This window comes from Eubacterium sp. ER2, from assembly GCF_000765215.1.
GTDB classification, from domain to species: domain Bacteria; phylum Bacillota; class Clostridia; order Lachnospirales; family Lachnospiraceae; genus Claveliimonas; species Claveliimonas intestinigallinarum.
This window is the reverse complement of the sequence record NZ_JPJE01000034.1, coordinates 1-13962: the sequence shown is the minus strand read 5'-3', so window position 1 is coordinate 13962 and position 13962 is coordinate 1. Positions and strand designations below refer to the sequence as shown.

The 13962-nt window shown below is 51.5% G+C and carries 16 protein-coding genes and 1 tRNA gene; 9 read left to right on the top strand and 8 right to left on the bottom strand.

Going from position 1 to position 13962, the window contains the following annotated elements; genetic code table 11:
* Positions 1–15 precede the first annotated feature (15 nt).
* The 3 genes from NI21_RS0112455 (at position 16) to NI21_RS0112445 (ending at position 2551) form a co-directional block, all read left to right on the top strand.
* Positions 16–1431, top strand: coding sequence for a DNA repair protein (locus tag NI21_RS0112455; RefSeq protein ID WP_052084098.1), 1416 nt, complete (start codon positions 16–18; stop codon positions 1429–1431).
* Entirely contained in the window at positions 1346–1690 is a 345-nt protein-coding gene (locus NI21_RS0112450; RefSeq protein WP_033126528.1) for a YolD-like family protein, read from the top strand. The genes NI21_RS0112455 and NI21_RS0112450 overlap by 86 nt, the downstream gene beginning before the upstream one ends.
* A 117-nt stretch (positions 1691–1807) precedes the next feature.
* Positions 1808–2551 carry a DUF6198 family protein gene (locus NI21_RS0112445; protein WP_369792818.1) on the top strand — a complete coding sequence of 248 codons (744 nt, stop codon included), beginning with the start codon at positions 1808–1810 and terminating at the stop codon, positions 2549–2551.
* A 115-nt stretch (positions 2552–2666) separates the two neighbouring features.
* Here NI21_RS0112445 and NI21_RS0112440 read toward each other — a convergent pair whose 3' ends face one another.
* Positions 2667–2999 carry a DUF6465 family protein gene (locus NI21_RS0112440; protein ID WP_052084097.1) on the bottom strand — a complete coding sequence of 111 codons (333 nt, stop codon included), beginning with the start codon at positions 2997–2999 and terminating at the stop codon, positions 2667–2669.
* Between the two features lie 124 nt (positions 3000–3123).
* Positions 3124–4530 (bottom strand): MATE family efflux transporter, encoded by a 1407-nt coding sequence (locus tag NI21_RS0112435; RefSeq protein WP_081958076.1) that lies wholly within the window; start codon positions 4528–4530, stop codon positions 3124–3126.
* A gap of 82 nt (positions 4531–4612) precedes the next feature.
* Here NI21_RS0112435 and NI21_RS0112430 point away from each other — a divergent pair, with 82 nt between their 5' ends.
* Positions 4613–5455, top strand: coding sequence for a MerR family transcriptional regulator (locus tag NI21_RS0112430; protein ID WP_033126527.1), 843 nt, complete (start codon positions 4613–4615; stop codon positions 5453–5455).
* A gap of 74 nt (positions 5456–5529) precedes the next feature.
* Here the strand turns inward: NI21_RS0112430 and NI21_RS0112425 are convergent, their stop codons facing one another.
* The 5 genes from NI21_RS0112425 to NI21_RS0112405 all read right to left on the bottom strand — a co-directional run bounded on the left by NI21_RS0112425 (position 5530) and on the right by NI21_RS0112405 (position 9850).
* On the bottom strand, positions 5530–6294 hold the full coding sequence (locus NI21_RS0112425) for a pseudouridine-5'-phosphate glycosidase (RefSeq protein WP_033126526.1): 765 nt from the start codon (positions 6292–6294) through the stop codon (positions 5530–5532).
* Positions 6295–6297: 3 nt separating this feature from the next.
* Complete coding sequence (locus NI21_RS0112420) at positions 6298–7380, bottom strand: substrate-binding domain-containing protein (protein WP_033126525.1); 1083 nt, start codon at positions 7378–7380, stop codon at positions 6298–6300.
* A 3-nt stretch (positions 7381–7383) separates the two neighbouring features.
* Complete coding sequence (locus NI21_RS0112415) at positions 7384–8349, bottom strand: ABC transporter permease (protein WP_033126524.1); 966 nt, start codon at positions 8347–8349, stop codon at positions 7384–7386.
* Entirely contained in the window at positions 8346–9101 is a 756-nt protein-coding gene (locus NI21_RS0112410; protein ID WP_033126523.1) for an ATP-binding cassette domain-containing protein, read from the bottom strand. The genes NI21_RS0112415 and NI21_RS0112410 overlap by 4 nt, the downstream gene beginning before the upstream one ends.
* 95 nt (positions 9102–9196) lie before the next feature.
* Positions 9197–9850, bottom strand: coding sequence for a YwaF family protein (locus NI21_RS0112405; RefSeq protein ID WP_052084096.1), 654 nt, complete (start codon positions 9848–9850; stop codon positions 9197–9199).
* Between the two features lie 169 nt (positions 9851–10019).
* Between NI21_RS0112405 and NI21_RS0112400 the strand changes: the two genes are divergently transcribed.
* The 3 genes from NI21_RS0112400 to dtd all read left to right on the top strand — a co-directional run bounded on the left by NI21_RS0112400 (position 10020) and on the right by dtd (position 12118).
* Positions 10020–10919, top strand: coding sequence for a DMT family transporter (locus tag NI21_RS0112400; protein ID WP_033126522.1), 900 nt, complete (start codon positions 10020–10022; stop codon positions 10917–10919).
* A 181-nt stretch (positions 10920–11100) separates the two neighbouring features.
* Positions 11101–11607 (top strand): CarD family transcriptional regulator, encoded by a 507-nt coding sequence (locus tag NI21_RS0112395; RefSeq protein WP_033126521.1) that lies wholly within the window; start codon positions 11101–11103, stop codon positions 11605–11607.
* A gap of 64 nt (positions 11608–11671) precedes the next feature.
* Entirely contained in the window at positions 11672–12118 is a 447-nt protein-coding gene (gene dtd / locus NI21_RS0112390; protein ID WP_033126520.1) for a D-aminoacyl-tRNA deacylase, read from the top strand.
* A gap of 83 nt (positions 12119–12201) precedes the next feature.
* Here the strand turns inward: dtd and dapB are convergent, their stop codons facing one another.
* The gene (gene dapB, locus NI21_RS0112385; RefSeq protein WP_033126519.1) at positions 12202–13002 is read right to left on the bottom strand and encodes a 4-hydroxy-tetrahydrodipicolinate reductase; all 801 of its coding nucleotides are present in this window, start codon (positions 13000–13002) and stop codon (positions 12202–12204) included.
* Between the two features lie 197 nt (positions 13003–13199).
* Between dapB and NI21_RS0112380 the strand changes: the two genes are divergently transcribed.
* Positions 13200–13274: transfer RNA gene (locus NI21_RS0112380), tRNA-Pro, on the top strand.
* Positions 13275–13597: 323 nt separating this feature from the next.
* The coding region (locus NI21_RS0112370; RefSeq protein ID WP_033126517.1) for a hypothetical protein at positions 13598–13962 on the top strand (365 nt) is incomplete at its 3' end.

The following is a 13962-nucleotide window of genomic DNA, read 5'->3' as shown; positions in this document are numbered from 1 at the left end:
AAAGGAGGATTTCATATGGAGAACACTGTTCAAAATGTTACCAGCAGAAAGCAGAAGACATATGTGTGCATAGATCTGAAGTCCTTCTACGCTTCCGTGGAGTGCCGGGAGAGGGGACTGGATCCCATGACCACCAACCTGGTGGTGGCTGATCCTGAGAGGACCGACAAGACCATCTGTCTGGCTGTGTCCCCGGCCATGAAAGCGCTGGGAGTGCCGGGCAGGTGCAGAGTGTTTGAGATCCCCAAGGGGATCAGCTATATCATGGCGCCGCCCCGGATGCAGCTCTATATTGACCGCTCGGCAGAGATATACGGCATTTATCTGAAATATATTGCGAAAGAGGACATCCATGTCTACAGCATCGACGAGGTGTTCATGGATGTGACCCGGTATCTGCACATGTATGGGATGAGCGGACGGGAGCTGGGCGTTAGGATTATGGAGGATGTGTATGACACCACAGGCATCACCGCCTCTGTGGGGATAGGAACCAACCTCTATCTGGCCAAGATCGCCATGGACATCACGGCAAAGCACTCCGAGGGGCATGTGGGGGAGCTGAACGAGGAGAGCTACAAAAGACAGCTCTGGCGACACAGGCCGCTGACGGACTTCTGGAGAATCGGGAGCGGGATACAGCGGCGCCTGGCCCAGTCCGGCCTGACGACTATGGAGGAGGTGGCCCATGCGGACGAGGGGCTGCTCTACCGCCTGTTCGGCGTTGACGCGGAGCTCCTCATCGATCACGCCTGGGGCAGGGAGACCACTACGATGGAGGATATCAAGGCCTACAGGCCCAGATCCAGCTCTGTCTCCAACGGGCAGGTGCTGCCCCGGGACTACAGCTTTGAGGAGGGCAGACTGGCGGCCAGAGAGATGGCGGATCTTCTCAGCCTGGAGCTGGTGGAGAAGGGGCTTGTAACAGACTCTGTGACCCTTCATGTGGGGTACAGCGGAAGGATAGAAAGAAAGGCTGCTCACGGCACAGAGCCCATGACCTTGACGACCAGCTCTTCCCGCCAGCTCATGGCCTGCACGGCCCGGCTTTACGACAGGATCGTGGACCGCCGCACGCCGGTGAGAAGGATCAGTGTCACGTACAATCATGTGGTGGACGAAGCCTGGAGGCAGTACGACCTGTTTACGGATCCGGAAGAGCTGGACCGGGAGCTGCGGATGCAGAGGGCACTTCTGGAGATCAAGGGAAAATATGGGAAAAATGCAGTTGTCAGAGGCATGGATCTGCAGGAGGGGGCGACGACTATGGAGAGAAACCGCCAGATCGGAGGACACAGGAGCGGAGGAGAAACGTGGAGCCGATTACAGAAGGGGGAAAGCGAAAATGGCGTACAGAAACGGGCGGGGCGGGATGAGCCGCCAGGACAGAGCAAAGCAGTTTATGCCCTTCGCAGCCCTGAAGGGCTATGAGGAGGCGCTCAGAAAAAAGGAAAAGATCACAGTGCCCAAGGCAGAGCTCTCTGAGGAGCGGGGAGAGGAACTGGACCGCGCGCTCAGGCAGATCAGGAAAAATGACATGGTGACAGTCATCTACTTTTGCGAGGGGGAATATCTGAAGGTGACGGGGATGGTGTCGAGGATAGACGGCACAGCCCGGCTGCTGAAGGTTGTGGACACAAAAATCCCCTTTGAGGATCTGTATGAGGTGAGCGTCCAAAGCTATGTGTGAAAATGTGGAAATTCTTCCGGAAAAAGAGTTTTTCGGGAAGTTCCGGGAAATGGATTTGACAGATTTTTCAAAAATCCTTAGAATAATATAACGGAGCAGAAAGTGGGAGGGATTTACTTGAGAAAAATCAACAGAAGCACCTTGTTCCGTGTGTTTTTCTATCTTCTTGGACTTCTTGTCCTGGCGCTGGGACTTACGCTGAATACGAAGACCGGCCTGGGCGTATCGCCTATCATATCTGTGGCTTACAGTATTTCTGTCATCTCCGGACACAATTTTGGAAATATGACGCTTGCCCTGTACAGCATTTTTGTTGTCATCCAGATCTGCCTGCACCTGATCCGCAGCAAGAGAGCGGCCGGTGAGGAGGGGGCTGTCCTTGCCCATGCAAACAGGATGGACAGAAAGCTGACGGTGCTCATGGATCTGCTGCAGATACCGCTGAGCCTTGTGTTTACCAGGTTCCTGAATGTGTTCTCGGCGGTGATTCCCAACCTGTATGGAGAGGGGAAGGACACACCGGGACAGATGGTCCTGCGGATCCTGTTTCTTGTGGTCGCCATTGTGCTGACCGGGATCGGGGCGGCCATGTCGCTGAACATGCGCATTATTCCCAATCCGGGCGATGGCATTGTACAGGCTATAGCGGACTGTATCCGCAAAAGCGTGGGCTTTACAAAAAATTGCTTTGATCTGACCAATATTGCCATCACTACCACGGTGAGCCTTGTCTTTGCGGGACATCTGGTGGGGATTGGAATAGGGACGATTCTGGCTATGATCGGAGTGGGAAGGATCATCGCTGTGTTCAATCATTTTACATACGACAGGATGATACGGCTTTCCGGTGTGGAGGTGTAAAGCGTTTCCATTCCGGGGAAGAAGGCCTGTGAAGCGAAGAATAGGTCTGCAAAAACACTCCCGGCAGATGCCGCCTTTTGCGCATCTGTCGGGAGTGTTCTTTTTCATAAGGAATTTACAGAGCAATTTTTCCTGTTGTTTCGTCGTTGATCACATAGTAGGCTGCCATTTCCTCCGGCTTCAGATACACGTTGATAGTCTTCATATCCTCTGCCTTTTTTCCCATGTCCTTTGTCCAGATATCTTTGACCTTTGCAAGAATATCGTCAGTGCTGCACTCTGTTCCGAGATACTGGAGAAATATCTGTGTCTTCAGCTCGGCCTTTGGCGCCTCGGGTGCGTCCTTTAAGACGCCGGCCCTTGTCTCGATAGCCTTGGTGGTGTCCTTTGTTGTGACAATCGATTTGGTTGCCTGAGCTGTATGTGATGTTCTGTTATTCTTTTTCATGACTGATTACCTCCTTAGATCACATATCGCATGTAAGCAGGGTGGATTTCTCTCTGCTACGAAATGTATTATAACGCTTTTTTTTGAAAAGGTCAAAATCGCAGCAGCCTCTGTGCGCAAGCCTCTATGCCCGCTGTCTTTGCCCGGAGGACAGGCGCCGGCTGGTGTCAAGGAGAAACAGGATGCACATCAGAAAGGAGGCGGCCCCGGCCAGCACCGGGGACAGCCAGATACCGTCCAGGCCCAGAAGCCTGGGCAGGACACAGAGAAAGAGGACAGGGAACAGGAGGGTCTGTCCCGCGGCAGTCACAAGGGAGAAGACAGGCCGGTTCAGAGCAGTGAAAAAGGAGCCGGACAAAATGGCGCACCATGTAAAGAGGTAGGACAGGGAGAAGATCCGCATGCCCCTGACGCTCATGCTGAGCAGTTCCCTGTCACCCTTTGCGAAGAGGCCGATCAGCGCTTCTCCGCCGATCTGCATGAAAGTGAGCACCAACAGTGCCAGCAGCAGCCCGGCAGCCTGGACCCGCCTCTCTATGGCCCAGATCCTTGCAGGGCTTCCTGCCCCGTAATTGTAGCTGATGGCCGGCTGCAGGGCATCGCCCATACCAAAAAGCAATGCCTTTACTACGCTGTCCACGTACATGATAATGCTGAAGGCCGCCACTGCCATGTATCCCCCGACAGACAGGAGGGCGGCGTTGAAGATGATCATGCACACAGAGCCGGAGATATTGTTGAAGAACTCTGAGCTTCCGTTGGCCACGATATTTCCCACCAGCCTGAGCCCGATCCATTCCCGCGTGAAGCAAAGTGGCAGCTTTCCCGCGAAAAACGGGAGAAAGCAGATGATGTTTCCGCACATCAGGCTGAGGCAGGAGGCCAGGGCGGCAGCTTCGATCCCCCAGCCGAAGACGCCGATGAAGAGCCAGTCCAGCACAATATTTGCCAGCGACATGCCTACGTTCATAGCCATGCTGTAGTGGACCCTCCCACAGATCCGCAGGTAATTGTCCACGGCGAAAAAGTGCATGATAAGGACGGAGAAGGCCGCATAGACACGCATGTACTTCACTGCCAGGTCAGCCACTTCCCCGGTGGCCCCCAGCAGCTGCACAAGCGGGTAGGAAAACAGCCAGGCCAGTGTCCCCATTATAAGAGCAGAGATGAGGATCAGAAGGCAGGCAGTGGAAAAGATGCGCCCTGCCATTTTTCCGTCCTTTTTTCCAAGCCAGATGGCAATCTGGACAGAAGAACCAACGGCTACCATGTCCGAGAAGGCAAAGCTCATCATGATCAGAGGCATAACCAGATTGATGGCAGCCAGCGCCTCAGCGCCGATATAGTAGCCCACAAAGATCCCGTCAGCGATGGTGTACAGCGATACCACAGCCATACTGATCATGTTGGGGATGGCGCACCGGAAGAAGAGTCTGGTGGGAGACATCCCGTCAAACATCCGGTTATGGCTGTCCTGTACGCCGGCAGTATGAGTATCTGTCTTCAATGTAGTATGCGTATCTGTTTTCATAGATGGTTGTTCTCCTCAACAAGGAATGGTAAACTATAGGGTAACACAATAGTCAAGAGAAAACGGAGAGGAGTATCTGAGGATGAATACAGAACAGCTTCTGACAACGGGACAGTTTGCGTCTCTGTGCGGCACTACAAAAGAGACGCTTTTCCATTACGACAGGATTGGTATATTGAAGCCCGACCGTGTGGGGAACAATGGCTACCGGTACTATACGGCCGTTCAGTTCTATGACTTTGATCTGATCCAGACTATGAAATACACCGGCAGTTCCCTGGAGGATATACGGAAATGTATTCGCAATTTTGACACGGGATATTTCCTGGAGATGTTCAGGGAAAAGCAGCGCAGGATCAAAGAAGAGCAAAAGAAGCTGGAGGAGCTCTCAGGCTTTATGCAGGAGCTGGTGCAGATCACGGAGGAGGCGCTGGATGCCCGGTACGGTGTACCCCGGACAGAGCGGGACGGGGAAGAGCATCTGCTGGTTACTGATTTTGGGTACAGGGAGTGGGACAGCAGCAACGCTCCGGCCAGACTTTTGGGCGAGCATATCCGGAAATGCGAGGCTTGCGGCATCCGAAATCACGCCTTTGTGGGATCCATCATTTTGCGGGAAACGCTGGCGAAGAAGGAGATGAAAGAAAGCTTTCTCTTTACAAAGATACCGGAAAATATATGGGCAGATGAATGGTGCAAAAGAGAGGATGTGAGGAGAAAGCCTGCAGGGACTTTCGCATCCGTCATGCATAAAGGACCCTACAATTCATTTGGAAAAAGTATTGAGGAGCTGATGAAATTCATAGAGAGAGAAAGTCTGGAAATCGCGGGGGACTGTTATGTGTACGATATGATCAGCTACATTGCGGGAGCCGGGGAGGAGGACTATGTAGTGAAGATCAAGGTGCCGGTGAAAACAGTGTGATAACAGAAGAGGGCCATACCGCTGTAAGGTCTGAAGAGCGGTATGGCCCTGTGTCAGTTTTGCCTTTTTACGTTTTAAGGAAGCTTTTTGGCAGCACGGGCATTTTCAATCAGAGAAGACAGCTGAATTATGGAAGAATACCCATTTGTAAGTTCATCGATGCGCCTGTTGGCAGCAGGGTGATAGGCTCTTCCTTCTGCGGCTGCCTGGTGTCCTGCCTGGATGGCCTTCGTCAGTATTTCTCGGTCAGTGATCCTGTCAGATACAGGGATCTCATTGATGAGAAGAAGCGGGGCTGCAACGGGAAGACTCAGGTCAAATGACTCAAGAGGAAGAGGGCTGCCTTTAAAAACGTAACCGGTACAGGAGCTTGTGTTGATTCCTTTTACGGAAACGCCATGCTTCCGGAGCCAGGAAAAAGTGGCCGCCCTGTCCAGCATGTCCTTTGGGCCTGTTGAAATCAGGATGACGGGTATCGTCTCGAGTGCCGGGAGATCCGGACAGAGTTCTTCCCCTTCCACATCGCCAATGCCGCCCATACCGGCAGTGACTGCCATAGGTATATCCAGTTCACGGCACACAGCCATGGTGGCAGAAGCCGTGAAAGCTCCGGACAATCCCTGTGATTTTGCACTCTCCAGAGAAGTACAGTCAATGCGTGCCATCCGCTCAGGATGTTCCCGCAGCTTCAGATAATCTTCTATAGTGCCTGTCTTTACTGTGCCATTTTCAAGATAAGCAAGATTTGCCTCCTTAAACGGCCATTGCTTTTTTATGTATTCATTGGACAGTGATGACAGGCCGTGAGTCAAAAGGGCAGTTTCGATCAGATGTTTCATGGTTTATTTCCATCCGTCCATGTCTGCCACATTGTCCTGTGTCACCAGTGTCAGAGGAAGATACAGGGGCTTGTCATAGCTGCCGCCCTGTGCCAGGTTCATAGCCATGGAGATAGCAGCTTTCGTGTAGATGGCGCTTGAATAGGTCATGGAGCCCATCATAGTGCCATCCTCGATAGCGGCTTTCGCGTCTGAGGTGTAGTCCACGCCGTATACCAGTACATCGCTGTTGCCCAGCTCTGTCAGAGCCTGTACAGCTGCCAGAGCAAGATTGTCATTGCAGGCAAAGATTGCCTTTACATCCGGATTGGCTGTCATAATGTCGCGGGTTGCCTCGTAGGCTGTATCTGTATCCCAGTTGCAATCCTGGCTCGCTACTACCTCGATGCCGTCGTTCTGTGCAAATACATCCTCAGCGCCTTTGACACGTCCCTCACTCTGTGCAGCGCCTGCCATGCCTTCCAGAATGGCTACCTGGCCTTTGCCGTCAAGCCTTTTCACGATATCTTCCGCTACCATTTTTCCCTGATCCTCAAAATTGACAGTGATCTTGGCATCCAGATGCCCGCCGGCCTCCTCCAGAGCCGCCTCATCTACGCCGGGACCAAGGTTGATGACTTTGATACCCTTCTCATTGGCGGCCACGATGCCGGGGATCAGATTAGTGCCGTTGATGGGGGAGAGGATGATCACGTCGAAATCCATGGACACCATAGTATTTAGTGCGTCCAGCTGACCCTCGGCGTCATCTTCGGCAGAAGCCTCGTATACTTCTATGTCAAGATCTGCGTCTGCGGCAGCTTCTTCGTAGCGTGTCTTCATAGTGGCCCAGAATTCATTGGAAGTAGAGCTGATCAGAATACCAACTTTTTCACCGGCGCTTTTTTCCGGAACTTCTCCGAGCTGACTGTCCATCTCGGCCTCTACATCGGCCAGTATCTGATCCACGACGCTGGAGGAGGTTTCTTCTGTCTCGGTGGTCTGCGCCTTATCTGTGTCCTCTGTGCTGCTGTCTGTGCCGGAGCATCCGACAAGCAGAGACATGGCCAGCACTGCTGCCAATAAGATACTAAGTAGTTTTTTCATTAGTCATTCTCCTTTTCTTGTGTATTTTTGTTTTGTATTTTTAATCCTGATCCCTGATACGAGGACAGAGACCAGCAATAAAAATCCGGTGATCCACTGCTGGTAATCTGAGGAAATGCTCATAAGTGTAAGACCGTTTCGAATGATGCCCAGAATGATAACGGCCAGCATAGTGCCGCTGATGCGGGATTTCCCTCCTGTGATAGGCGTGCCGCCCATCGCAACAGCAGTGATGGCGTCCAGCTCCATATCCATACCTGCATTGGGCTCGGCAGAATTAAGTCTGGCCGTGATGATGACAGCTGTAATAGCCGCTGCCAGTCCCATGACAGCCTGTACGGAAATGCGGTATCCAGCTATGCCTATACCGCATTTTTGAAGAGCCTCCGGATTACTCCCGAGCGTTCTGATATAGCTGCCCCATCTTGTGCAGTTCAGGACAACAGCGGCTGCCAGTGTCAGGATGACTGCGATCCACACAGAGATCTGAATTCCTGCCAGTCTGCCTGTTCCGATTGTCATAAAAGCCGCTCCAAACCGTGTGATAGGACGGCCGCCTGTAATAATCAGTGAAATGCCGCGAAGCATACCGCTCATAGCCAGTGTGATGATAAAGAAACTGATTTTTGTGTAGTGGATGAGCAGCCCGTTTAGAACGCCTGCAGCTATTCCGGTCAGCAGTCCGGCCGCTACAGACAGGGGAATTCCTGCCCCTGCATGGAGCATCCAAGCGGTGATGACACCTGCAAGTGAGACAGTGGAGCCAGCTGACAGATCCATGACGCCGGACGCCATGATAAAGGTCATCCCTACGGCCATGATGAGACGGTAGCCACAGGAGTCTGCAATATTGATCAGATTTGAAGGAGTTAGAAAGTATTCGCTTTTTATGGTCAGAAACCCACCTATTACAACAATTACGATCAAAAGAAATAGCTGCTGACTGTTTTTCTCAATATATTTTGTCATTGCTCAAGCTCCATTTCTTCCTTTACAATCCGATCATGCAGCTTTTGGGGGCTGCTTTCGGCTGTGGAAAATGTGTCTACAAAACATCCTTTATCCAGAACTGCGATGCGGTCCGCAATATCAAATACCTGAAACAGATTATGGCTGATGAGAAGAATGGTTCTCCCCTCATCCTTTAATCTTTGAAAGAGATCCATGGTATGCTGAGTCTCCTTCATACCCATAGCAGAAGTAGGCTCATCAAAAATCAAAATCTGCCTGTCCATGTCAATGGCTCTTGCGATGGCGATAGCCTGCCGCTGTCCACCGGACATACTGCCCACAGGGAGCTCCATGTCCGGAATGTCAATTGCCAGAGCCTGGAAAAGTGCGGCAGCTTTTTCCCTCATTTTTTTTCTGTTGAGAAAAACGCCAAAATGAATATCCTCTCTTCCGAGAAAAATGTTTTCATAGGCATTCTTCAGATTGTCCAGTGCCAGATCCTGATAGACAGTCGCGATATTTCCTTCACATATAGCCTGATGGTTCGTGAGAGAAGTATAGGTTCTGCCATTGATGGTAATCTCCCCGGAGTCGGGCTTCAGGCAGCCGGAAATGATTTTGGCAAGGGTACTCTTGCCAGAGCCATTATCCCCCACAATAGCAGTCACCTTGCCCCTGGGGGCAGAAAAGGAGGCTCCTCTCAAGGCCTGCACATGCCCAAAGGATTTATAGATGTTGTTTATGATTAAAAGGGGAGTTTCAGTTTCCATAGCAAGTCTCCTGATTTGATTTCGGTCTAAATCTATTGTACGTCTAGGTGGTTTTGTGGTCAAATTGATGACATCTATAATTATATTTATAATATCTATAAGACAGAATGATTGGGATTTTCTATAGATTTTAGAACAAAGCTTCGCCAGCCCAGATGAAAGACAGCTGCGCCTGCGACAGTGGCGCCGATATAGATGAAGATACCCGCAGTGTCTCCCAGGACGGCGGCGATCTCCGAGAACACCTTCTGGGTCATGGGATAGTCCGGGTTGATGTAGAACATATTGATGGTGCCATATTGGTCGCAAAGCAGATTGATCCCTGTGGCGACCAGGCAGCAGGCGAGATAGAGGCAGGCGCTCCCGGCATAATTTTTCCACCCGACGGCCAGGCGGTCTGAGAGAGCAGCGGCAATGCCCAGCAGGATGAGAAAGATATGCCAGGCAAAGGAGTGGATGGTGAGGGGAAGATACCCATAGTGCATGCCGCTGGTGTCAAAGAAGGCAAAGACGCCGCCCAGCATGCCGAAATCCACGAGAAAGGCGGTGAGGATCTGACGGAGGCGCCGGCTACGGACCCAGGGCAGGAGCAGGCAGACGTACATGGGGATGCTACAGAGCTGGAAGGGAAAATACCACCAGTTGTAGCTGACGCCGCCGATCAGGAAGGTCAGGGTGTACTGCTTCCACAGCTCCGACGCCAGCATCAGGATACCCGATATTAAGAAAAAACGTCTGAACTTCCACATAGGCTCCTCCTGATTCTCTGCCGCTGCAAGGGATCTTGCGTTTTAGGCCCCGCATTTTCTTTAGTATACACCATTTCAAAAAAATCATGAATATGTTATACTGAACAAGTTGTTGTATACAGAAAAATCAGACAGAAGAAAACTCAGACAGAGGAATGAAGGAGAATATATGAGGAGAAAAAACGCGTGTATGCTGTTTCTGACAGCGTTTATCTGGGGAACCGCCTTTGTCGCCCAGAGCGTGGGAATGGACTACCTGGGCCCCTTCGGGTTTAACGGCATCCGATCCCTCATCGGCGGCGTGGCGCTTCTCCCCTGCATCTATATCCTGGGGAAGATCAACAAAAGGACAGCCGGGGAAGAGGGGAGCACAAAGACCCTGATTGCGGGAGGACTCTGCTGCGGATTGGCCCTGTTCGCGGCCAGCAGTATGCAGCAGATCGGCATCCAGTACACCACGGCGGGGAAGGCAGGGTTTGTGACCGCCTTCTACATCGTCCTGGTGCCGGTGCTCGGCATGTTTCTGGGGAAGAAGACCGGATGGAAGGTGTGGCTGGCGGTGGCAATGGCCCTTGCGGGACTTTACTTTCTGTGTATCACAGAGTCCTTCAGTGTGGGGAGGGGCGACATCTATGTGTTCATAGGCTCCCTGCTGTTCGCTGTTCATATCCTGATTATCGACTATTTCGCGCCCAGAACAGATGGAGTGAAAATGTCCTGCATCCAGTTCTTTGTGGCAGGCATCCTGTCCATGTTTCCCATGGCTGCCTTTGAGACCACTACAGTGGAGGGAGCCCTGCGCAGCTGGGGCCCGCTCCTGTATGCGGGTGTTCTGTCCTGCGGTGTGGCCTATACCCTGCAGATCATTGGACAGAAGAATATGAATCCCACTGTGGCCTCGCTGATCCTGAGCCTGGAGTCCTGCATTTCTGTGCTGGCCGGCTGGGTGATCCTGGGAGAGCGTCTGTCCGTGAGGGAGGGGCTGGGATGTGTCCTGATGTTTGCGGCGATCATACTGGCGCAGCTTCCGGAAAAAATGGGTAAAAATAGACAACCATCGACGCTGTAATGCTCGCAAAAATGCTGAAAATAAAATATTTTCTGGAAAAGCCTTACGCAAAAATGATTTGTCTGATAAAATAGAATAAAGACAGAGATGAAAATCCGTCTACCACATCTGTGGATAGGCGGATTTTTATGTAACGGTATTTTTGGGAATACTATTTAATATGAAAGAAAGGAGAATGGGAATGTTTGAGACAGGAGCGTATATTGTCTGCGGGCAGCACGGCGTGTGCAGAGTGGAGAGTATAGGTCCGATCCGCCTGGAGGAAGCGTCCGCCGGAAAGGATTACTATACACTGTCACCTCTGTACTCAAAAGGAGGCGTGATCTACGTGCCGGCAGACAGTGAGAAGATCATTATGCGGTATGTGATCTCCAGGCAGGAAGCGGAGCAGCTCATTGGCGAGATTGACGGGATGGATATGATCCCTATCGATAATGAACGGCAGAGAGAAGAAACCTTAAAAAAGGCGCTGAGAACCTGCGACACGAGGCAGTGGGTGCGGGTGATCAAGACGATCAATGTCCGCAGGGAAAAGAGACTGGCCCAGGGGAAAAAAGTGACCGCAGGTGATGAACGCTGCCTGCACGCGGCCCAGGAAAACCTTTTCGGTGAGCTCGCTGTTTCGCTGGGGATTGAAAAAAACGAGGTTGAGTCCTATATACGAAAGAAGAGAGAGAAACACAAATAAAGAGAGTATTGACATTTCCCTCCTCTTCGTGGATGATAGAAGATAGCGAAAAGGAGGAAACAGTATGCGTTTTGTAATACAGCGGGTCACAAATGCGGACGTAAAGGTAGACGGTCAGACGATCGGAGAAATCGGCAGAGGCTTTATGGTGCTGATCGGCGTGTCTGACAGCGATACAGAGGAGATCGCGGATAAGATGGTAAAGAAAATGCTCGGCCTTCGCATTTTTGAGGATGAGAACGGAAAGACCAATCTGTCACTGGACACGGTAGGCGGGAGCCTTCTTCTCATCTCCCAGTTTACCCTGTATGCCAACTGCAAAAAGGGAAACCGCCCCAGCTTTATCGAGGCGGGCGATCCGTCCATGGCGGAGGAGATGTACGAGTACATTATTGAAAAATGCCAGGAGACAGTGCCCACAGTAGAGCGGGGACAGTTCGGGGCGGATATGAAGGTGAGCCTCACAAATGACGGCCCCTTCACTATTATCCTGGACTCTGACACACTGTAGCGGTAAATGAGCGATAAGAAGCACAAAGAAGGAGCGGCCGCAGTCATCCGAAAAGGATTGACGCGGCCGCTCCCTTTTCCTGGTCAGGACAGGTGGAGCACATCCTTGATGGTGTACCAGCCGGGCTCCTTGTCCGTCAGGTACAGTCCGCAGTCCACAGCTCCCCTGGCGAAGCACTCCCAGTTGTAGGAGTGGTGGGTGATCTCCAGCCTCTCCCCCATGAAGCCGAAGTACACGGTGTGGCTGCTGGGAATGTTGCCGGCCCGGAGCGAATGGTAGCCAATGGTACCCTTTTCGCGGGGAGATACGCCGTGGCGGCCGTAGACGGCGATGTCGTCCAGCTCCTTACCCATGGCGTGGGCCATGATCTCGCCCATCTCTTTGGATGTGCCGCTGGGGGCGTCTTTCTTCCACTGGTCATGCATCTCCAGGATCTCTATGTCCGCCTCGTCCCCCACCGCTGTGGTCACGATCTCCAGAAGCTTGTTCATGATATTTACCAGCTTGGAGGTGTTGGCTGCGTAGAGCATGGGAATGGAGGAAGAGGCCTCCCTGAATTTGGCCATCTCCTCCGGTGAAAATCCGGTAGTGCCGCACACGAGCGCTTTCTTGTGCTTCACAGCGCTTTCCAGCACCTCCAGCCCGGTCTCCTTTGTGGAAAAATCGATGATCACATCGCAGTCATCTATGACAGCCTCCAGGTCATCCACTACGGGCACCCCGAGCCGGCGTCCTGTCATGGCCACATCGCCCAGATCCTTTCCGATGTAATCTCTTCCCGCCGGCCCCACTCCGGCGATCAGCTGGATGTCAGAACGCTCCGCGGCGACCTGCGTGATGAGCCGGCCCATTTTTCCCCTGGGGCCTGTTACAATTAATTTCATAATCAGGGACTCCTTTCGCATAAGATTTTATAGGTATTTTAGCATATTTGTCTGAAAACGGGAAATAATAATTGTAGAATACAGGCAGATTTGTTGGCGCAATAAGGGCGAAAATAAAAAAATAATATGAATTTTACGATTTATTAAAAAAACACTTGCAATATACGACAGACTTCGAGTATAATACTATCTGTGACCGGGGTATGGCTCAGTTTGGTTAGAGCGCGCGGCTGGGGGCCGCGAGGTCGCAGGTTCGAATCCTGTTACCCCGACTTGAAAGACCAGTGGATTTCCACTGGTCTTTTTGTTGCTGTTTTTTCTTGGTTTCACAAAATATGGAGCCTACTGGATACTCTATACATTGTTCTCACTGAAATAAAATTGAATATGGAAAAATATAGAAATAAGTATTTGGAAAGTATTGACAAAAATAAACGGGGGGGGGGTAAAATAATACTGTTTAAATATGGGAGCTGTGACAAAAAATGGTATGTGCTTCTCGTTGGTGCTGTTCTGATTGCTGTGGTTTTTGGCAGTTTCAGTATTTAGACAGAAGTATCATTCCTGTAGGGGAAGAAAGTAGGAGGAGAGAACAATGTATAGAAAAAAGTTGGCAAAAGCATGTCTTGTGACTGCGCTGGCCGTGACTTTGGCTGCTACCAGCATGTCAACTGTGCTTCCGGGTCGGGCGTCGGTTGTGCAGGCTGAGGAGAGTGTAACCATGAACATCCAGTTCAAAGACGGAGCTGAAGCGGTAGCAGGCGGTGATTATACTGTGCCGGCAGGCGTGCAGAACTATTCCGTGCTTACACAGTATGTGCCGGCAGGCTATCGGATGACAACGAGCGGCGACTTCTATGCGGAAGAAGGTGGAAAACTGGTTGTCAATATTGAGAAGATCGCTACAGATGTGACTATGAATATCCAGTTCAAGGATGGAGACGAAGTAGTAGCGGGTGG